Source organism: Spongiibacter sp. C9W, from assembly GCF_057370015.1.
The window spans coordinates 95,686-115,939 of sequence record NZ_CM170672.1 but is presented as its reverse complement, the minus strand read 5'-3'; the positions used below and the strand labels follow the sequence as shown (position 1 = coordinate 115,939).

Below are 20,254 nucleotides of genomic sequence, written 5' to 3'. Positions count from 1 at the left end.
CCGCTTGCAAGGCGGCGCGCATCCCGCACCACCATGTTTTTAGTTAGGGGCGCGGGCGCGATCATTACGCCTGCTGGTGCTTCAGGGCAGCACGCACGAAACCGGTGAACAACGGGTGACCGTCGCGCGGTGTCGAGGTAAATTCCGGGTGGAACTGGCAGGCGACAAACCAGGGGTGGTCCGCCACTTCAACCACTTCGACCAAGCTCTTATCGGCCGACCAGCCACCAATGCGCAGGCCATTATCCTGCAGAGCCTGAACGTAATTATTATTCACCTCATAGCGGTGGCGATGACGCTCGGTAATTTGCTCGGCGCCGTATATCTCCTTCGCCAACGAGCCGTCGCTGAGGTGGCACATCTGAGCACCCAAGCGCATGGTTCCCCCCAAGTCGGATTCAGCGTCGCGCTGCTCCGTTTCACCTTCAGAGGTTACCCATTCAGTGATCAGACCAACAACCGGGTTGGCGCCATCTTCAACGAATTCACTACTGTTGGCATCGCTGATACCCAGGACATTGCGCGCGAATTCAATAACGGCAACTTGCATACCCAGGCAGATGCCCAAGTAGGGAATGTTATTTTCGCGGGCGTACTGAACAGTGCGAATTTTACCTTCGACGCCGCGATTACCAAATCCACCCGGTACAAGAATACCGTCGACATCCTTCAGCGCATCAACACCTTCGGTCTCGATGGTTTCGGAGTCGATATAGCGCACATTGACCTTGGTGCGCGTGTGAATACCGGCGTGCTTCAGAGCCTCGTTCAGCGACTTATACGCGTCGAGCAGCTCCATATACTTGCCCACCATCGCAATGGTCAGGCTCTGATCCTGATGCAAGTCACCGTCGATAACGCTATCCCACTCCGACAGGTCGGCCTGAGGGCAATCGAGGCCAAAGCGCTCAACCACTAAGTCGTCCAGGCCTTCCGCAGACAGCAGCGAGGGAATACGGTAGATGGAATCCACGTCGCGCAAAGGAATAACCGCGCGCGACTCCACATTGGTAAACAGAGCAATCTTGTGACGGCTGCTGAGGTCGATTTCGTGATCTGAGCGGCAAAGCAATACGTCTGGCTGCAGACCAATAGAGCGCAACTCCTTCACCGAGTGTTGAGTTGGCTTGGTTTTGGTCTCACCGGCTGTCGCAATATAAGGCACCAGCGTCAGGTGCATCAGCATCGCGCGCTTGGCGCCGAGCTCTATTTTCAGCTGACGAGCCGCTTCGAAGAACGGCAGGCCTTCAATATCACCAACGGTGCCGCCTATTTCGACAATGGCGACATCTGCATCACCAGCACCCGCAATGACGCGGCGCTTAATCTCGTCGGTAACATGGGGGATCACCTGCACCGTGCCACCCAGGTAGTCGCCGCGGCGCTCCTTGCGCAATACGGTTTCGTAAACGCGGCCGGTGGTGAAATTATTACGCTTGTTCATTTTTGCACGAACAAAACGCTCGTAGTGGCCAAGATCCAGGTCGGTCTCTGCGCCATCTTCAGTTACGAACACCTCGCCGTGTTGAAACGGGCTCATGGTGCCTGGATCCACATTGATGTAGGGGTCCAATTTCAGCAGGGTTACTTTCAGCCCACGCGCTTCGAGAATCGCCCCGAGCGATGCAGAGGCAATACCTTTGCCAAGAGAAGAAACAACGCCGCCAGTGACGAAGATGAAACGCGCCATGTGATGCCTATATATCGAGCTAGTAAGGGTGCAGGACTCAAAAAAGCGATGCTTTAAAGGCCCCTATATGATGGGCGCTCAGTTTAACAGCATGGATCGACCTAGACAATGAAATTAGGCCTCTGAGCCAGGCGTATGCTCTGTTATACTGCCCGGCTAATTGCTTGCACATTCAAGGTCTTAGTTCTATGCAACCCATGTTGAATATCGCCCTGCGCGCCGCGCGCAAGGCCGGTGATCTGGTCGCCCGCGCCGCCGAGCAGATTGACCGCCTGAAAATTGAATCAAAGGGCGAGAATGATTTTGTTACCGAAATCGACCGCAAGGCCGAACAGGAAATCATCTACCACCTCCAAAAAGCCTACCCCGAGCACCGCTTTCTCGGTGAAGAGAGCGGCGAAACCGGTAACCCCGACAGCGATTACTTGTGGATTATCGACCCCATCGATGGCACCACGAATTTCGTGCGCGGCATCCCGCACTACTGCATCTCGATCGCCTGCCTTCATCAAGGGCAGATTGAGCACGCCGTTGTCCTGGACCCGATCCGCCGCGAAGAATTTACCGCCAGCCGTGGCCGCGGCGCCCAGTTAAATGGTCGTCGAGTCCGCGTGACAATGGCCGCCAGCCTGGAAGGCACCCTGATCGGTACCGGTATTCCATTTAAGTCGCGCAGTGAACAGCATATCGCTGCTTACATGAAGAGCCTGGAAGCCGTCGCGCGCGAAACCGCGGGAATCCGCCGCGCGGGTTCAGCTGCTCTCGACCTGGCCTATGTTGCGGCGGGTCGCCTGGATGGCTTCTGGGAAATCGGCCTGAGCAAGTGGGATATTGCTGCTGGCGTGCTGTTGGTTCGCGAGGCCGGTGGTCTGATTAGCGACTTCCAAGGCGGTGGCAACTATCTGGAGAGCGGCAACATCGTGGCCGCCAATCCGAAGTGCTTAAAAGGCTTGCTGCAGGCAGTGAAACCGCCGCTTGAGCACATTCGCTAGTCGCTACTAGCCATTTGTAAAAACCAAAAAGGGCGCTACATGCGCCCTTTTTTTTGCCGTAAATACCGCGATATTGCTACGGCAATTCGTCCAGCTCGGCGCCCTCTTTCTCCGGCACCATCAAATCCTCTGGACTGATCTTCATTGCCACCAACAAGCTCGCAACAATAAATACCGACGAATAGGTACCCACACCCACACCGACCAGCAATGCCAGTGCAAAGCTATGGATCATTTCACCACCCACCAGCGCCAGAGCCACCAGCACCATCAAGGTGGTACCCGAGGTCACCAACGTACGGCCAAGCGTATCGGTAAGCGAGATATTGACGATATCCACCGGGGAGTATCCGCGCATACCACGCAGATTCTCGCGAATCCGGTCGGCAACAACAATGGAGTCATTCAAGGAATAACCGATAACCGCCAGTACGGCCGCCAAGACCGTTAAGTCGAAATCCCAACCGACCAGCGAAAACACGCCCAAGGTGATGACCACATCGTGCGCCAATGCCAATACAGCGCCAAAGGCAAACTTCATCTGGAAGCGCATTGCCACGTAAATCAGCACCACAATCAGCGCCAGCAATACTGCCAGGCCACCTTGTTCACGCAGCTCCTCACCGACCTGTGGGCCAACAAACTCAATACGGCGAAGCTCTACGTCGTAAGGGCTGTCCGCGCGCAGCGCCGACAACACTTGCTCGCCCAGCGTGGGGCTCAAGCCCTGGGGCAGTCGCACGAGAACATCGGTATCGGAGCCAAAATTGACAACGATGGCACTCTCAAAGCCATTGGTTTCCAGCGTATTGCGCACCTCTTGCAGGGGCACCGATTCTTCGTAGATCACTTCGATCAATGTGCCGCCGGTGAAGTCCAAACCGAAGTTCAGGCCCTTCACGGCGATCAACAATATGGAGGCAAGCACGGCCGCCAACGAGAATGCCGCCGCCACTTTGCGGGCACTCATAAAACGGATAAATTTCTTTTCCTCTGACATGGGCCCTTCCTTATATTGCCAGTTTGCTGACACGGCGGCGGCCGTAGATCAGATTCACAATTGCACGCGTTCCCATGATCGCTGTGAACATCGACGTCACAATGCCCAGTGACAGGGTTACGGCAAAGCCGCGCACTGGGCCAGTGCCCACCGCATAGAGGATCACCGCCACCAGCAGGGTGGTAATATTGGCGTCCATGATTGTGACAAAGGCTCGGCCGTAGCCCGCATTAATGGCGTGTTGCGGCGATGCCCCTTCGGCAATTTCCTCCCGTATTCGCGAGAAGATCAACACATTGGCATCCACCGCCATACCCACGGTAAGGACGATACCCGCAATACCCGGCAGGGTTAGCGTTGCGCCCAGCAGCGACATGGCGCCGACAAGCAATACAATGTTAAAAGCCAGCGCCACCACGGCGATAATGCCGAACACGCGGTAGTAAACCAGCATGAATAGCGCTACCGCAGCGAGACCGATCTGCACCGACAACAGGCCTTTAGAGATATTCTCTGCCCCGAGTGATGGACCTACCGTCCGCTCTTCAACAAAATCGATCGGCGCGGCCAGGGCACCTGCGCGGAGCAACAGCGCCAGTTCAGTGGCCTCACCTGGCGCATCGAGGCCAGTAATACGGAACTGGACGCCCAGCGCATCGCGAATGGTTGCCAGAGAAATGATTTTTTTCTCGTCGTAGGGAACACGAACAACCTGCTCTTCCCCAGCGGCATTGGTTTCATAACGCGTGCGGCTCTTGCGCTCAATAAACAGCACACCCAAACGGCGGTTGATATTGTGGCGGGTAACACGGTGCATCAATGCGCCGCCCTCGCTGTCCAGGGTAATGCTTACCTGAGGCATGCCGTTTTCATCGAAGCTGGCTTGGGCGTTGGCAACACGCTCACCGGTGATCACCACTTCGCGCTCCAACCAGGCGTTGGGCTCACCGCGACCGGGGTTGCGGAAATTAAATTGTTCCCGATCAGAGGGCTCGGCGTCGTAGCGCGCCTCAAGCCGGAACTCCAGGTTCGCCGTTTTACCCAAAATTCGCTTGGCCTCTGCGGTATCCTGAATGCCGGGTAATTCCACAACAATGCGGTTGCGCCCCTGGCGCTGAACCAAGGGCTCTGATACACCCAATTCATTGACGCGGTTGCGCAGAGTGGTCAGGTTTTGACCCACGGCGTAGTCTTCAATCTCTTTGCGTTTGGTTTCAGAAAGCAGCGCCTCGAGATAAAACGCCTCCTCCCCTTCCGGGGCTGAAACGCGCTGGGCGGTAAGCTCGGTATATTCCTTGCGAATCACACTTAAGGCTTTGTCGCGATTTTCTTCACTGCTGAATTTACCGCGAATAATGCCCTGCTCACCCAAACGCACAAAGCCGCGAATACGCTCTTCACGCAGTTTTTTCTTAATGCCAGTACTGTAATGCTCCAGGCGGGTAGCAATGGCGGCGTCGGTGTCGACTTCAAGCAAAAAGTGCACACCACCACTGAGGTCAAGCCCCAGCTTCATTGCGCCGGCCCCGAGTCCGCTCAGCCAGTCAGGGGTGTTTGAGGCCATATTGAGGGCGACCACATAGCCATCACCCAAGGCGCGCTGAATTAATTTCTGCGCGTGGAGCTGGTCGTCAGCATGGCGGAGCCTCACCAAACCACTTTTGCCAGTGGTGTCCGCTTCAGCACCGAAATGGTCGATATCGGCCGCCGTCAACGCCGCCGTGATTTTATCGATTTCCCGGGCAGAAATTTGCGTACCGCTGCTTTCACCAGAGATCTGTACCGCAGGGTCTGGCCGGTACAAATTCGGCGAGGCATACAGCAAACCAATCCCCAGAACCGCCACGATAAGCAGGTTCTTCCAAAGGGGGTATTTATTGAGCATTGTTATCCACCAAAACCACCGCAACGGCGGTATCCATTTTTATAAATTTGATCGCCGACTAGTCAACCCACACCCGCGCATTGCGGAACATACGCATCCAACCGCTATCTTCACCCTGACCAGCAGGTGCCCAGCTGTTGGTAACGCTGCGGAATACGCGCTCCGGATGCGGCATCATAATGGTCACACGGCCGTCATTGGAGCTCACGCCGGTAATACCCTGGGGCGAACCATTGGGGTTCGCCGGATACTGCTCGGTAAGCTCGCCGGCGTTATTCACATAGCGCAGTGCGACATTCCCCGACGCCGCCATCGCCTGAAGCTGCTCAGCTTTCGCAAACTCAGCACGCCCTTCGCCGTGCGCCACCGCTACCGGCAGGCGCGAACCGGCCATACCGCTTAACAATATGGAGGGCGATTCGGGAATTTCAACCATCGCCACCCGCGCCTCAAACTGTTCTGAGCGGTTGCGCACAAAATGCGGCCAGTGCTCAGCGCCAGGAATCAGCGAGTGCAAATTCGACATCATCTGACAGCCGTTACACACGCCCAGCGCGAAGCTGTCCTGGCGGTTGAAAAACTGCTGGAACACATCCCGCGCGCGGGCATTGAACAAAATGCTCTTCGCCCAGCCTTCGCCCGCACCCAGCACATCGCCGTAGGAGAAGCCGCCACAGGCAGCCAAGCCTTTAAACTCGGCAAGGTCGAGGCGACCGCTGAGAATGTCACTCATGTGAACATCGACGGCGGCAAAGCCTGCGCGATCAAAGGCCGCGGCCATTTCCATTTGGCCATTGACGCCCTGCTCACGCAGCACTGCCAGCTTGGGCCGCTCACCTCGCTGAATATAGGGCGCAGCGATGTCTTGCTGAGGATCGAAACTCAGATCGACAAATAAGCCGGTGTCGTCCTCGCGCAAGGCGTCAAATTCCTGCTCGGCGCACTCGGGGTTATCGCGCAGGGCCTGCATACGGTAGCTCAACTCTGCCCAGCGACGGTGCAGCGCCAACCGGTCTGCCAGCAGAATCTCGTCGCCGTTCAGCGACACCTTAATCTGGCTGCCCAGAACAGGCACACCAATATCCTGAACCAAATCACTGAGGCCGTAATCGGCAAACAGCGCCATCACCGCCGCCAAACCACTGCGGCGCACCTGAATCACGGCGCCCGCTTCTTCGGCAAACAGCTCAGCTTGCGGCGTCGCAGAACCTTGCAACGCAATATCCAAACCGCAGTGTCCGGCGAAGGCCATTTCCAACAGGGTAATCAGCAAACCGCCATCAGAGCGATCGTGGTAAGCCAGAATATGGCCTGACTCCAATAAGGCCTGGGTGGCATTGAAGAAGGCTTTCAACAGTGCGGGATCATCGATATCCGGCGCATCATTGCCCAGCTCGCCGCAAACTTGCGCCAGGCAAGACCCTGCCATGCGGCGTTGCCCTGCGCCCAGATCAATGGCCAGCAGCACGCTGTCCTGCTTGGCATCCAGGACCGGCGTCACGGTTTTGCGCACATCGACCACCGGCGCAAAAGCGGAAATTACCAGCGACATCGGCGCGGTAACGGCCTTGTCTTCACCGTCGTCCTGCCATGCGGTGCGCATCGACATACTGTCTTTACCCACGGGGATAGTCAGCCCCAAGGCTGGGCAAAACTCCATACCAACCGCTTGCACTGTGTCGTACAGGCGCGCGTCCTCGTCGCCGTGACCCGCTGCGCACATCCAGTTTGCTGACAGCTTGATATCCGACAACTGGGCAATGCGCGTCGCCGCAATATTGGTGATCGCTTCCGCCACCGCCATGCGACCCGATGCCGGCGCATTCACCAAGGCCAACGGCGTGCGCTCGCCCATCGACATCGCCTCACCCGCGATGCTGTCGTAACTCACCGTGGTCACCGCGCAGTCGGCCACAGGCACCTGCCAGGGGCCAACCATTTGGTCTCGATGAACCATGCCGGTAACCGAGCGGTCGCCGATGGTAATCAGGAAGTTTTTGCTGGCAATCGCTGGCAAGCACAGCAGACGGTCCAGCGACTCTTCAACACTCAGCGCACAGTCGAACGCGGGCTGAACCACGTCACTGCGCTGCGCTTCGCGGTGCATCTTCGGGGGTTTGCCGAACAGTACCGACATCGGCAAATCAACGGGATTGTTATCAAAGTGACGGTCGCCGACACGCAGTGTTTTCTCTTCGGTCGATTCGCCCACTACCGCATACGGGGCGCGCTCGCGCTCGCAAATGCTTTCGAAGGTCGCCAGGTTTTCCGGCGCAATGGCAATAACATAGCGCTCCTGAGACTCGTTACACCAAATCTCCAATGGCGACATACCGGGCTCGTCATTGGGGACTTCGCGCAGCTCAAAATTACCGCCGCAGCCACCGTCTTTCACCAGCTCAGGGAAGGCGTTGGACAGGCCGCCAGCGCCCACATCGTGAATAAAGGCGATGGGGTTATTCTCGCCAAGCGCCCAGCAGCGGTCGATCACCTCTTGGCAACGACGCTCAATTTCGGGGTTTTGACGCTGCACGGAAGCGAAGTCCAGATCGGCACTGGAGGAGCCAGAACTCATCGACGAGGCCGCACCACCACCCAGGCCAATCAACATTGCCGGGCCACCAAGGGCGATCAGCTTATAACCCGCTGGGAATTCGTCTTTGACGACATGCTCAGCCTTAATATTGCCGTATCCACCCGCCAACATAATCGGCTTGTGATAGCCGCGGCGCTCTTCGCCCTCCGCAGTAACAATATTCTGCTCGTAGCTGCGGAAATAGCCACACAAGTTAGGGCGGCCAAACTCGTTGTTGAATGCCGCGCCACCAATTGGCCCTTCAATCATAATATCCAGGGCCGAGACAATGCGCTCAGGCTTGCCGTAATCCTGCTCCCACGCCTGCTCAAAGCCGGGCACCTGCAAGTTAGACACGGTAAAACCGGTCAGGCCGACTTTGGGCTTGGAGCCGCGGCCCACCGCGCCCTCATCGCGAATCTCGCCGCCCGCACCAGTGCCGGCACCGGAGAATGGTGCAATTGCCGTAGGGTGATTGTGCGTCTCCACCTTCATTAGCAGGTGAATATCTTCGTGGTGGAATTGGTACTCCGCCGTAACCGGGTCGGGATAAAAACGCCCACCAGGGCTACCCACTACAACCGCGGCATTATCCGAATAGGCGCTGAGTACATTCTCGCCGCCCAATTCGTTGGTGTTTTTGATCATCGCGAATAGCGACTTGTCTTGCGGCTTACCGTCAATCGTCCAACTCGCGTTGAAAATTTTGTGACGGCAGTGCTCAGAGTTGGCCTGCGCGAACATCATCAGTTCAACATCGCTGGGGTTGCGCTGGAGTTCTTTGAAGCTATCGACCAAGTAGTCAATCTCATCCTCGGCCAGCGCCAGGCCCAGCTCGGCATTCGCCGCCACCAGAGCCTCGCGCCCACCGGCAAGCACGTCTACGCGCTGCATCGGTTTGGGGGAATGCTGACTAAACAATTGCGCGGCGGCGGGCACCGAGTCTAAAACCACTTCCACCATCCGGTCGTGAATAGCCGCCGCCACTGCCGCGCGCTGACTTTCACTAAGCGGTTGCGCACTTTCCAGCCGGTAAAGAACACCTCGCTCCAGGCGGCGTAGCGTCGTCAAGCCGCTGATATGGGCAATATCACTGGCCTTGCTCGACCAGGGCGATATCGTGCCCGGGCGCGGCACAACAAAAAACTCACTGCCGCTTAATTCAGCCGGCGCCGCGCCTGAGCCGGGCCCATACTGCAGCAATTGCTCAAGTATTGTCTGCTGTTCATGACTGAGTTCACCTTCCACGTCGGCCAAGTGCACAAACTGCGCACTGAGCGCCTGTAGCTCCGGAATCGCGGTGCGCAGGGTGGTCAGCAGTTTTTCAATACGGAATTCAGAAAGCGCCGCAGCGCCGGGAACGATCAGCATGCAGGTCTAGAACCTCGGTCGACGGGAATAAAGGCCGACATTGTACAGGAATCGCAAGGGAAAATTCAGGCTTATGGTGTGAACTCTGCAAGCCCGATACAATGATTAAATAATTCTGCGGAGCACAGCGATTGAGGAACACAAAAAACAGTCATTCGTGGCCCTTTCGACGCCTGAGCGTCTGGCTACTACTGCTGTTTTGCGGCGCGTGCTCTCCCCCGCAAGATGCCCTGGACACCATCCGCGAGGAAGGCGTTTTGCGCGTATTGACCCGCAACGGCCCAACCACTTACTACGAAAGCCAGGGCAACCCCAGCGGTTTTGAATACCATTTAGTCAAAGATTTCGCCGACTACCTGAATGTCGAGCTGGAAATGATCCCGGTGGTCAGCCTGGACGAGCTATTTGAAAACCTCCACGAAGGTCGCGCCAACCTTGCCGCGGCTGGACTCAGCATTACCCCGGAGCGCAGCGCCGCACTGCAATTCGGCCCCAGCTACATGAGCGTAAAGCAGCTATTTATCTACAACCGCACGCTTACCGACAAGCCCGCCGATTACGCTGCCCTGCCCGACTTGCGCATTCGCGTGCTCGGCAACAGCTCACACGCCGAAGTGCTGCGGGAGTTGCGCGAGCAGTACCCGTCATTAACGTGGAGCGAAAGCCGCGACCAGGAAACCATCGACCTACTTGAGCAACTGCAGCAAGGTGAGATCGATATCACCATGGTCGACGCCAACGAATTTCATGCGAACCGGGCCTTCTATCCAGACTTCCGAATCGCCATGAGCGCGGGCAAACCGGGCAAGCTGGCCTGGGCACTTAGCAAGAATGCAGACAACACCGCACTGCAGCAGGCTCTTGAAACATTCTTTGAAGAGATCAAGGCAAACGGCGAGCTGGACCGGCTGATCGATCGCTTCTTTACCTTTAATGAGCGCCAGTCGTTTATTCGCACGCAAACCTTTCTCAAAATGAAAGAGCAGCGCCTACCCAGCTATAAAGGCCTGATCGAGCAGGTCGCCATAGAATACGATATGGACTGGCGCTTTCTCGCCGCCATCAGCTACCAGGAGTCCTTCTGGAATCCCAAAGCAAAATCCCCAACGGGCGTGAGGGGCATGATGATGCTCACCCGTCCCACAGCCAAAGAGTTGGGCGTGGACAACCGCCTGGACCCTCTACAGAGCCTGCGCGGCGGCGCGCGCTACTACAAAAAACTGTACACCCGCCTGCCCAGCGGCATCGAGCCGCCGGACCGCAGCTGGTTTGCGCTGGCAGCCTACAACATTGGCCTGGGCCACCTGGAAGATGCCCGCATTCTCACCGAAAAAAGCGGCGGCAACCCGAACCTGTGGAGCGATGTAAAAGAAACCCTGCCGCTACTGCGACAGCGAAAGTGGTACAAACAAACCCGCTACGGCTATGCCCGGGGCGATGAGCCGGTGCGTTATGTAGAGAATATACGCCGCTATTATTCACTGCTGACCTGGGACGAACTGAATCGCTACCGCGTGCCGCCGCCGCGTATTGTCTCCGACTATTTACCAGAACCGCTGAACCGGGGTTTGGACGCGCTCTGAGCCATAACGATCAGCCCCCCTGAAGAAAGAACGCTCACACAAAAAAGCCGGCATACGCCGGCTTTGTATCGAAGGAGATTGATACGCGTCGACTAGCAGCCCTTCCACTGCGGAGGACGCTTTTCGGCGAAGGCAGTCGCGCCTTCAATAGCATCCTTGCTGGCAAAGACCGGCAAGGCAATATCATTTTGTTTTTTGAACATGTCTTCCGATGACCACTCTTCCGACTCGTTCATAATCTGTTTGCTGGCCAATACCGCCATCGGCCCGTTGGCAGCAATTTTATCGGCCAGCTCACGCGCTGCAGCCAGCGCCGTTCCCGCCTCCACCACGCGGTTTATCAGGCCAAGGTCATAGGCTCGCTGAGCGTCGATGGCATCGCCGGTCAGGGCCAACTCCATCGCCACCCGGCGAGGAATTTGCCGTGGCAGTTTTAATAAGCCACCCGCCCCGGCAACCAGCCCGCGCTTCACCTCGGGAATACCAAACTTGGCGTTACCGGCGCTCACGATCATGTCGCAGCTAATCGCCAGCTCAAAACCGCCCGCCAACGCGAAGCCCTCGACAGCGGCGATAAGCGGCTTGCGCGGCGGCGCTTCAACAAGCCCGGCAAAACCGCGGCCTTCAATAATGGGCAGCTCACCGGTGACAAAGGCTTTCAAGTCCATACCGGAACAAAAGGTTCCCTCCGCGCCGGTGAGTATCGCAGCGCGAATCTCATCGTTGCTGTCCAGCTCTTCCATTGCGGCGGCAATCCCTTTGGCAACGGCCAAATTGACCGAATTTTTTGCCTCCGGGCGATTGATGGTGATCAGCATCACCCCGTCTTCAACCGCAACGATAACTTCATTGGCCATAATCCACTCCCTTTCTATCGTTATTATGTGCACGCATGCCGTGCTTGCTACTTACCTTTGAATACCGGCTGGCGCTTTTCCAAAAAGGCGCCGATGGCCTCCGCCGCATCTTCACTGCCAAGGCAGGTGTTTTGCGAGCGCGCTTCCGACATAAACGTTTGCTGAAAACTCTGCGCCGCCGCGCCGCGCAACAGTGCCTTTGTCTCGCGCAGTGCAATCGGCGCTCGCTCGGCCAGCGCTGCCGCCCACGACTGTGCGTCGCTCAAAACCTTGTCGGCGGCCGCCAGCTTGTTCACCAAACCGAGCTCCAGGCACTGGGCCGCATCCAGTCGCCCGCCTTCAGCAATAAAAGCAAAGGCGCGCTGATAGCCCATGCCGCGCAATAAATTCCAGCTGGCACCGCCATCGGGCACCAGGCCAATATTGGTAAATGCCATCACCATGCTGCCGCTGTCGGCCATCACCGACAGGTCGCAGTGCATGGCCAGCGCCGCGCCAATGCCAGCCATTACGCCGGGCACTGCCGCAATAACGGTCTGCTCCATTGAGGCGATCATGGTGAAAATAGGCAGGTACTCATCGAGCAGCTGCCGCTCGACACTCTGACCGGGACCCGGGCCTTCAGACAAATCTGCACCCGAGGAAAACCCGCGCCCTTGAGCGCCAAGTACCACAACGCGTATGGCGCTGTTCTGGCTGACTTCTTGTAACGCTGCCAGCAAGTCACTGCGCATTTCACGGGTGAAGGCATTGAGCGAGTCGGGGCGATTTAGAAGGATGGTGGCTACCGCCCCCTCGCTACTCAACATTACGGTTTGTCGGTCTGTCATGAATCTCTCCTGATAGGGCTGGGGTCGCCATCGTTGCGACCCACGGCACTCACGCTCCCTGCTCTACCACCTGAACGCCCATTTGCGCCAGGGGGGCAGTCATACCACCAAGCTGTTTTGCCTTGTCGTTGGAGGCATTGCCGTCGAGGGCGCGTTTATAAACACCCTGCAAAATGGCACTGAGGCGAAAGAATGAAAAGGCCAGGTAGAATACCCAATCATCAATGGCACTGATACCGCGGCGCTCACAGTAACGGCGCACATAGTCTTTTTCGCTGGGAATACCCAGTGCTTCGCGGTCCACATCCCCCAAGCCGGGAATTGCGGCACTGCCAGGCAGGCGCCACTGCATGCACTGGTAGGCGAGGTCTGCATAGGGGTGGCCCAGGGTCGATAGCTCCCAATCCAGCAGCGCGATAATATCGGTGCCGCCCTTGGCGAACATCATATTGTCCAGCCGGAAATCGCCGTGCACCAAACACACCTGGCCGTCATCCTCGGGCAAATTCGCCTCCAGATAACTGATGAGTGTTTCCACCGGCTCCAGGCGCTGGGTTTCACTGGCCCGATACTGCTTGGTCCAGCGGTCCAGCTGCCGGGCGAAATAGTTGCCGGGCTTGCCGTAGCCGGATAACCCCACAGCCTCGACATCGACATTGTGCAAATCGGCAAGGAGCTGATTCATATTGTCGTACATCGCACTGCGGCGCTCAGGGTCGAGCTCCGGCAGCGCGGCGTTCCAGTATATGTCGCCGTCGAGGTAGTCCATCAAATAAAACATGGAGCCAATCACCTGCTCATCCTCGCAGAGAATGCGCATGGTCGGCACAGGCACCTTGCTGCCGGCCAGCGCCGACATCACGGTAAACTCGCGATCCACGGCGTGTGCAGATTTAAGCAGCTTCCCCGGCGGCTTGCGGCGCAACACATAGGCACCACTTGCCGCATCAATGCGGTAGGTGGGGTTGGACTGCCCACCGGGAAATTTTTCTGCGGTAAGTGGCCCGGAAAACCCATCGATGGATGTTTCCAGATAGGCGCATAGCGCGTCGGTATCGAGATCAAAAGCTGCCATATTCCCTCCTTTTTATGCCTCACCGCTAAAGCGGTTGATAATCTGCTTGCCCAGCGCCATTTGGTGCACCTGATCCGGGCCGTCGGCCTGACGACACCAGCGCGCATAGTTAAAGGCCTCTGCCATCATATAGTCTTCGGTAAAGCCGCCCGCACCGTGCAATTGCATGCAGCGATCGATCACCGTTTGCACCAGCAAGGGCACCGTGGTTTTCGTTGCGGCAATCATATCCACCGTTGCCATGGGGCCCTGCTCGTCGATCAGTTTGCAGGTTTTTAAAATTAGCAGGCGCGCCATTTCTATTTCAGAGAAGCTGCGCGAAATATCCTCGCGAACCGACTGATGACGGCTCAGCGTGCGGCCAAAGGTGGTTCGCGATACCGCGCGCTGGCAAGCCAGCTCCAGGGAGCGCTGGGCGGCGCCGATCAACCGCATACAGTGGTGCATACGCCCGGGTGCTAGACGCCCCTGGGCAATTTCAAAGCCACGACCCTCACCCAGCAACACATTCTCCAGGGGCACGCGCACATCAGTAAAGCGCATCTCGGCGTGGCCAACCGGCGCATCATCGTAACCAAAGGTTGTCAGCGGGCGAATAATCTCCATACCCGGCGTGCCTTTGGGCACCAGCACTTGTGTCTGCTGCTTGTGTCGGCTGGGGTTATCGGGGTCAGATTTACCCATCACAATAAAAATTTGGGTACGCTCGTTCATCGCCCCGGTAATAAACCACTTGCGACCATTGAGCACCCATTCGTCGCCGTCTTTTTCGATGCGCAGCTCAATATTGGTCGCATCACTGGACGCCACCTGCGGCTCCGTCATGGCATAGGACGAGCGAATATCCCCTGCCAACAGCGGCGTTAACCAGCGCTCGCGCTGCGCATCCGTGGCATATTTCATCAACACTTCCATATTGCCGGTGTCCGGCGCGCTGCAGTTAAAGACTTCTGCCGCCCACAGCACCCGCCCCATTTCCTCACACAGGGGGGCGTAGTCCAAAAAGCTCAGGCCGCCGCACTCGCTGTATTGGCCGTACTCCTCCGGCACAAACAAATTCCACAGCCCGGCCGCCTTGGCCTTGGCTTTTAGCTCGTCCATCAGTGGCATTGGCGCATAGCGATTACTGGCCTCGGCCAACTGCTCGGCGTAGGCCTTCTCATTCGGGTAGATATGCGCGTCCATAAAGTCTTTTAAACGCGCCAACAGATCTTGCGCTTTAGCAGAGGGTCGTAAATCCATCATATTCTCCTTGGGCCGCAGCCCTGGCCAATGCGGTGTAGGTAATTAGGTATAGGTAATTAAGTGGCGGTCCTGCGGGCGCTCCAAATGGGGAACGCCATTGAAGCTGTTTAGCTGGAAGCTGCCCGCCTTGCAGAAGTACTGACTGATGCCGGTATTTTTCGCCTGCAAATTCAACTGGATCATGGTGTTTACATCCAAGGTGAGCACCTCGCGCAATATCGCACTGCTCGCCCCACCGGAGGTCACTACCAATACGCGGCCGCGCTGGCTGCCAATTTCCGTCATGGTGTCTCGCACCCGCTGTTCAAACTGTTGCCAGCTTTCGCTCACGCCCGCTATTTCACCCCGGCTCCATGCCAGCAGTGCGCGGCGCAGTAAGCGGTAAAAATCGCGGGCGTCGTTCAGGTCAATGTCTTCGTCGAGGCTGGGTAAATACGCATCAACCAAGGAGTGGAAGTCATATTCGTTTAACCCCGGCAATACGGTGGCCTCGGGTGTCGTGGCCAACACATCCTTCACGCCAGCCAGCGTTTCGCGGTGGCGGCGCATACTGCCGGTATAGACCGCGTCAAAATGCAGGTCGCGGCCGTGGCAGTATTCACCCAGCAAACGCGACTGCTCCCAGCCAACTTCGGTTAAGCGGTCGTAGTCATCGGTGCCAAAGGCTGCCTGACCATGCCGCACGACATACACTTCGCTCATATCGCCTCCTGAACATCTACACGGAGTCTACCCAGCCGATTATAATTAAAGAAATTTATTTTTCTTATCGGTTATCATCACCGAAACTTATAGCAAGGTGAGCGATATGAACCTCTCTCGCATCGACCTAAACTTATTTATCGTCTTTGATGCCATCTACACCCACCACAGCCTCACACGCGCGGCGGGTGTTTTACATGTCACCCAGCCCGCCGTTAGCAATGCACTCACGCGACTGCGCAACACCCTCGACGACCCATTGTTCGTGCGCAGCCCGCAGGGCATGAGCCCGACACCGCTGGCCCGGCAGTTGATCACGCCGATCCGCGACGCCTTGCAGGGTCTGGAACAGTGCGTACAAACCCGCCAGCAATTCGATGCCGCAACGGCAAAACAAACGCTGCGCCTGCATACCACCGAGCAGGCCGAAATCTTCCTACTCCCTCGCCTGTTGGAGCGGCTGGCCAAACACGCGCCCGGCATCAACCTGGAAGTGGAATTTATGCGCCGGCGGGAAATCCCGCTGGCACTGGCGGCGGGCGAGCTGCAGCTCGCGATTGACGCGCCGCTGATCAACCACAGTGAGCTGGTATCGAAACCCCTTCGCCGCGACCACTACGTTTGCGTGATGCGCCGCGACCATCCGCTCGCCAAACACGAGCTGAGTCTGGAGGACTTTCTGGCCGCGCGTCATATTCACATCTCCAGTCGCAGCCGCGGCTCCGGGCATATCGATCTGGCGCTGCGCAGCCTTGGTCACCAACGGCGTATCGCCCTGCGCCTGCAACACTACTCCAGCCTGCCATCCCTGCTGGCTCGCAGCGATGACCTTGCCGCCATTCCCCAGAGCCTGGCCCAACTTGGCCCTTGGCACAGCAAGCCCTTGCCCTTCGACTGCGCCGCTTTGGAATTGCATATGTTCTGGCACAAAAATGCCGACCACGAACCCAGCATTAACTGGCTGCGGGAACAGCTTGTGCAGTGTTGCGAAGAATTAGAGAAAGAGCTGCCGGAGAACGCCGGCAGCTCATCGTCGGCTTAGGCGAAGGTCTCGCCTTTTTCAGCCTTGTCGAGCAGGACTTGCGGTGCAGCGAAGCGCTCGCCGTAGCGGCTTTCCAGCTCGGCCAAACGCGTGGCAAAGGCTTTCAAGCCGTAGGTGTTTACGTACTGTAAAACACCCCCGGTGTGAGGCGGGAAACCAATGCCCATTATGGAGCCGATGTTGGCATCCGCCACTTGGTTCACCACGTTTTCTTCGTAGCAGCGCAGCGACTCAACAATCTGCCTAAACAGCAAACGGTCTTTAATATCGTCTACGGGCAGGTCCACCTCGGGCTTGTGGTACAGCGAGTAAAGCTCCGACCACAACTGCTTTTCGCCACCCTCTGGGTAGTCGTAGTAACCGCCGCCATGGGCGCGGCCGCCGCGGCCGTATTCATTCAGCATTTTGCTGGCAATGCGGTAGCTGGCCGTTTCTCCGGCAAACTTGTCGCCGAGGCGCTCGTCCAGTTCGCGATTCGTTTCGCTCACCTTCACCGCCAATTGCTGGCTCACTTCGTCTTGCACGGCGAGCGGGCCAACCGGCATACCCACAGCGCGACCCAGGTTTTCGATCAATACCGGATCGACACCTTCTTCAATGAGTTGCGCCCCTTCCTCGATATAGGTAGCGAATACGCGCGAGGTAAAGAAGCCACGCGAGTCATTGACCACAATCGGCGTTTTGCGAATCTGCTGAGCGTAGTCAAACGCGCGCGCCAGGGTTTCATCAGAGGTCTGTTCACCGGTAATAATTTCCACCAGTGGCATCTTGTCGACGGGCGAGAAGAAGTGAATACCGATGAAGTTCTCCGGGCGTTTTGCCGGCTCTGCCAGCAGGGTAATAGGCAGGGTTGAGGTGTTTGAGCCCCACACGCCGTTTTCAGCCAGCTTGCCCTGTAGCTCTTCTGTGATCTTATGTTTGAGGTCAACGTTCTCAAACACCGCCTCAATAATCAGGTCGCAGCCTTCGAGCAAATCGGCATTATCAGTAGGGGTAATCAAGCCCAGCACTGATGCTTTTTTCTCTTCGGTCATGCGTCCACGGGCAACACGCTTGGTCAGCAGTGTATCGCTGTAAGCCTTACCCTTATCTGCTGCATCCTGGCTGATATCTTTAAGGATGACTTCAATACCAGCCATCGCCGACACATAGGCGATCCCCTGCCCCATCATACCGGCGCCGAGAATACCGACTTTCTTCACAGCGGTTTTCTCGATGCCTGCCGGACGACTGCCGCCGCCGTTCACCTGATTCATTTGCAGGAAGAAGCTCATCAGGTTTTTGGCAACTGGCGTGGTCACCAAGCCAACAAAAACCCGCGCCTCAATTTCCATTGCGGTGTCGAAGTCGACACGCAGAGCATCGGCAATCACGTCCAAAATCTTAACGGGCGCTGGCACCAAGCCCCGCGTTTTTTGGAACAGCATGGGGTTGGCACCCTGCAACATTTGGGTGATCTTGGGGTTCTTGGCGTTGCCACCAGGAATTTTAAAGCCCTTCACATCCCAGGGGTTCATCGCCTCCGGGTTGGCTTTGATCCACGCCTTGGCTTTACTGATCATGCTTGGCACATCGTCAGCCAGCTCTTCAACCAAACCGGCTTCCAGTGCTTTCTTGGCATTAAAGCGGGTGCCTTCCAGCAGCGGCATAATGGCGCGCTCAACGCCAAACTTGTTCACCATGCGCACAATACCGCCACCGCCAGGCAGCAGACCCAGGCTCACTTCCGGCAGACCCACTTGCACGGCCTTGCTATCGAGTGCAACGCGGTGGTGACAGGCCAGGCAAATCTCGTAACCGCCGCCGAGCGCCGCACCGTTAATGGCCGCAACCACTGGGCGACCCAGTTTCTCCATGCGGCGCAGCATACCTTTGATCTTGAGGTTCATCTCAAACATCTCTGCCTCGCCCTCACCGGGCGTCAGGCTGAGCATGCTTTTGATATCACCGCCAGCAAAGAAACTGCTTTTTGCAGATGTGAGCACCACACCGGCAATGGATTCGCGCTCCGCTTCCAGGCGGTCAATGGTCTCGCCCATCAGCGCTACATATTCGTCGTTCATCGCATTGACCGGACCGCTCATGTCCATAGTCACCGTTACGATGTTGTCGCTATCTTTTTCGTAGTTGAATGTTCCAGTCATCGGACTTACCTATTCTGTTAAATCTGAAAAATGCAGGGCAGCGCGCTTACACTCGCTCAACAATCGTTGCGATACCCATACCGCCGCCCACACACAAGGTCACCAAGCCAAAGCGCTGTTGGCGACGCTCCAGTTCATCCAGTACTGTGCTGATCAGCATGGCACCGGTCGCGCCCAGGGGGTGGCCCATTGCAATGGCGCCACCGTTTACATTGATCTTTTCCCAGGGGGCTTGGGTGTCTTTTTGGAAACGCATCGCCACCGACGCAAACGCTTCGTTGATTTCAAACAGGTCGATCTGATCGATCGTCATACCGGCTTTTTCCAGTACCTTAAATGTGGCGGGGCCAGGGCCCGTCAACATAATGGTGGGCTCGGTTCCGGTAACCGCTGTTGCCACTACGCGGCCGCGGGGTTTCAGCCCCAGTTTTGCGCCCGCCGCTTCGCTGCCGATCAATACTGCGGCTGCGCCGTCGACAATACCTGAGGAGTTACCTGCATGGTGAACGTGATTAATACGCGCAACGTGGGGGTATTTGCTCAAGGCAATATCGTCAAAACCCATGCCGCCAATCATCTCAAAGGAGGGCTTCAGCTTGCTCAGGCTTTCTACGGTGGTGCCTGGCTTAATAAAGTCGTCGCGCTGCAAGATGACCATGCCGTTGCCGTCTTTCACCGGAATCACCGAGCCGTCAAAGTAACCGGCCTCGCGGGCCGCCGCTGCGCGCTCTTGTGAGCGAACCGCAAAGGCGTCAACGTCTTCGCGGCTAAAGCCTTCCATTGTCGCAATCAAGTCTGCGCCCACACCCTGGGGAACAAACGCGGTATCTGATGCGGTTTGCGGGTCTTCACCCCAGGCGCCGCCGTTGGCACCCATGGGCACGCGCGACATGCTTTCCACACCACCGGCAACCACCAGCTCTTCCCAGCCCGAGGCAATCTTCATCGCCGCCAGGTTTACGGCCTCAAGGCCAGATGCGCAGAAGCGGTCCAGCTGAACACCGGCCACTGACTCATCCCAGCCCGCCTTCATCACCGCGGTTTTCGCAATACAGGAACCCTGCTCACCCACTGGCGTTACACAGCCCATGACTACGTCATCCACCAAGGCGGTATCTAAACCGTGGCGGTCACGCAGGCCGTTTAGCAGGCCAGCAAGAAGATCGACGGGCTTCACCTGACTCAGGGGCGAACCCATTTTGCCTTTGGCACGCGGTGTTCTTACCGCGTCGTAGATAAAAGCACTGTTGCTCATGATGGTTC

Annotated in this window: 14 protein-coding genes; 3 read left to right on the top strand and 11 right to left on the bottom strand. The window is 57.2% G+C overall.

The genetic code is table 11. The features are described 5' to 3' along the window. Positions 1 to 64: 64 nt before the first annotated feature. Positions 65 to 1,690 carry a CTP synthase gene (gene pyrG / locus AC2Q8J_RS00485; RefSeq protein ID WP_374973519.1) on the bottom strand — a complete coding sequence of 542 codons (1,626 nt, stop codon included), beginning with the start codon at positions 1,688 to 1,690 and terminating at the stop codon, positions 65 to 67. A 188-nt stretch (positions 1,691 to 1,878) separates the two neighbouring features. Here pyrG and suhB point away from each other — a divergent pair, with 188 nt between their 5' ends. After that, positions 1,879 to 2,682: an inositol-1-monophosphatase gene (gene suhB / locus AC2Q8J_RS00480; protein WP_204995802.1), complete on the top strand. Its 804-nt coding sequence runs from the start codon at positions 1,879 to 1,881 to the stop codon at positions 2,680 to 2,682. A gap of 76 nt (positions 2,683 to 2,758) precedes the next feature. Here the strand turns inward: suhB and secF are convergent, their stop codons facing one another. The 3 genes from secF to purL are packed head-to-tail and all read right to left on the bottom strand — an operon-like array spanning position 2,759 to position 9,513. Further along, complete coding sequence (gene secF, locus AC2Q8J_RS00475) at positions 2,759 to 3,682, bottom strand: protein translocase subunit SecF (protein WP_348655281.1); 924 nt, start codon at positions 3,680 to 3,682, stop codon at positions 2,759 to 2,761. Positions 3,683 to 3,692: 10 nt separating this feature from the next. Continuing rightward, positions 3,693 to 5,567, bottom strand: a complete 1,875-nt coding sequence (secD, locus tag AC2Q8J_RS00470) for a protein translocase subunit SecD (RefSeq protein WP_204995804.1) — start codon at positions 5,565 to 5,567, stop codon at positions 3,693 to 3,695. A 58-nt stretch (positions 5,568 to 5,625) separates the two neighbouring features. Next, positions 5,626 to 9,513, bottom strand: a complete 3,888-nt coding sequence (gene purL / locus AC2Q8J_RS00465; RefSeq protein WP_486451882.1) for a phosphoribosylformylglycinamidine synthase — start codon at positions 9,511 to 9,513, stop codon at positions 5,626 to 5,628. Between the two features lie 131 nt (positions 9,514 to 9,644). Between purL and mltF the strand changes: the two genes are divergently transcribed. Next, on the top strand, positions 9,645 to 11,096 hold the full coding sequence (gene mltF / locus AC2Q8J_RS00460) for a membrane-bound lytic murein transglycosylase MltF (protein WP_486451881.1): 1,452 nt from the start codon (positions 9,645 to 9,647) through the stop codon (positions 11,094 to 11,096). Between the two features lie 92 nt (positions 11,097 to 11,188). Here the strand turns inward: mltF and AC2Q8J_RS00455 are convergent, their stop codons facing one another. Genes AC2Q8J_RS00455 through AC2Q8J_RS00435 form a run of 5 tightly spaced genes read right to left on the bottom strand, consistent with a single transcriptional unit; the run spans position 11,189 to position 15,805 of the window. Further along, on the bottom strand, positions 11,189 to 11,953 hold the full coding sequence (locus tag AC2Q8J_RS00455; protein WP_286695757.1) for a crotonase/enoyl-CoA hydratase family protein: 765 nt from the start codon (positions 11,951 to 11,953) through the stop codon (positions 11,189 to 11,191). A gap of 47 nt (positions 11,954 to 12,000) precedes the next feature. Continuing rightward, on the bottom strand, positions 12,001 to 12,783 hold the full coding sequence (locus tag AC2Q8J_RS00450) for an enoyl-CoA hydratase/isomerase family protein (RefSeq protein WP_424143175.1): 783 nt from the start codon (positions 12,781 to 12,783) through the stop codon (positions 12,001 to 12,003). A gap of 49 nt (positions 12,784 to 12,832) precedes the next feature. Next, positions 12,833 to 13,858 carry a phosphotransferase family protein gene (locus AC2Q8J_RS00445; protein ID WP_204995811.1) on the bottom strand — a complete coding sequence of 342 codons (1,026 nt, stop codon included), beginning with the start codon at positions 13,856 to 13,858 and terminating at the stop codon, positions 12,833 to 12,835. 12 nt (positions 13,859 to 13,870) lie between these two features. After that, positions 13,871 to 15,100: an acyl-CoA dehydrogenase family protein gene (locus AC2Q8J_RS00440; protein WP_204995812.1), complete on the bottom strand. Its 1,230-nt coding sequence runs from the start codon at positions 15,098 to 15,100 to the stop codon at positions 13,871 to 13,873. Between the two features lie 45 nt (positions 15,101 to 15,145). Beyond that, positions 15,146 to 15,805, bottom strand: coding sequence for a histidine phosphatase family protein (locus AC2Q8J_RS00435; RefSeq protein ID WP_486451880.1), 660 nt, complete (start codon positions 15,803 to 15,805; stop codon positions 15,146 to 15,148). Between the two features lie 106 nt (positions 15,806 to 15,911). Here AC2Q8J_RS00435 and AC2Q8J_RS00430 point away from each other — a divergent pair, with 106 nt between their 5' ends. Then, positions 15,912 to 16,847 (top strand): LysR family transcriptional regulator, encoded by a 936-nt coding sequence (locus AC2Q8J_RS00430; RefSeq protein ID WP_286695762.1) that lies wholly within the window; start codon positions 15,912 to 15,914, stop codon positions 16,845 to 16,847. On the opposite strand, the gene AC2Q8J_RS00425 is transcribed toward AC2Q8J_RS00430, so the two are convergent. Together AC2Q8J_RS00425 and AC2Q8J_RS00420 are read right to left on the bottom strand one after the other, a co-directional pair. Then, complete coding sequence (locus AC2Q8J_RS00425) at positions 16,844 to 18,991, bottom strand: 3-hydroxyacyl-CoA dehydrogenase NAD-binding domain-containing protein (RefSeq protein ID WP_486451879.1); 2,148 nt, start codon at positions 18,989 to 18,991, stop codon at positions 16,844 to 16,846. The two genes, AC2Q8J_RS00430 and AC2Q8J_RS00425, sit on opposite strands and share 4 nt — an antisense overlap. 46 nt (positions 18,992 to 19,037) lie before the next feature. After that, positions 19,038 to 20,246, bottom strand: coding sequence for an acetyl-CoA C-acetyltransferase (locus tag AC2Q8J_RS00420; protein WP_486451878.1), 1,209 nt, complete (start codon positions 20,244 to 20,246; stop codon positions 19,038 to 19,040). Positions 20,247 to 20,254 lie beyond the last annotated feature (8 nt).

Excerpts from the sequence above, each read along its gene's own strand:
- AC2Q8J_RS00440 (WP_204995812.1), bottom strand. The coding sequence starts at position 15,100 with ATGGATTTACGACCCTCTGCTAAAGCGCAAGATCTGTTGGCGCGTTTA.
- purL (WP_486451882.1), bottom strand. The coding sequence starts at position 9,513 with ATGCTGATCGTTCCCGGCGCTGCGGCGCTTTCTGAATTCCGTATTGAA.
- AC2Q8J_RS00420 (WP_486451878.1), bottom strand. The coding sequence starts at position 20,246 with ATGAGCAACAGTGCTTTTATCTACGACGCGGTAAGAACACCGCGTGCC.
- AC2Q8J_RS00450 (WP_424143175.1), bottom strand. The coding sequence starts at position 12,783 with ATGACAGACCGACAAACCGTAATGTTGAGTAGCGAGGGGGCGGTAGCC.
- suhB (WP_204995802.1), top strand. The coding sequence starts at position 1,879 with ATGCAACCCATGTTGAATATCGCCCTGCGCGCCGCGCGCAAGGCCGGT.
- AC2Q8J_RS00445 (WP_204995811.1), bottom strand. The coding sequence starts at position 13,858 with ATGGCAGCTTTTGATCTCGATACCGACGCGCTATGCGCCTATCTGGAA.
- pyrG (WP_374973519.1), bottom strand. The coding sequence starts at position 1,690 with ATGGCGCGTTTCATCTTCGTCACTGGCGGCGTTGTTTCTTCTCTTGGC.
- secD (WP_204995804.1), bottom strand. The coding sequence starts at position 5,567 with ATGCTCAATAAATACCCCCTTTGGAAGAACCTGCTTATCGTGGCGGTT.
- AC2Q8J_RS00435 (WP_486451880.1), bottom strand. The coding sequence starts at position 15,805 with ATGAGCGAAGTGTATGTCGTGCGGCATGGTCAGGCAGCCTTTGGCACC.
- AC2Q8J_RS00455 (WP_286695757.1), bottom strand. The coding sequence starts at position 11,953 with ATGGCCAATGAAGTTATCGTTGCGGTTGAAGACGGGGTGATGCTGATC.
- AC2Q8J_RS00425 (WP_486451879.1), bottom strand. The coding sequence starts at position 18,991 with ATGACTGGAACATTCAACTACGAAAAAGATAGCGACAACATCGTAACG.
- AC2Q8J_RS00430 (WP_286695762.1), top strand. The coding sequence starts at position 15,912 with ATGAACCTCTCTCGCATCGACCTAAACTTATTTATCGTCTTTGATGCC.
- secF (WP_348655281.1), bottom strand. The coding sequence starts at position 3,682 with ATGTCAGAGGAAAAGAAATTTATCCGTTTTATGAGTGCCCGCAAAGTG.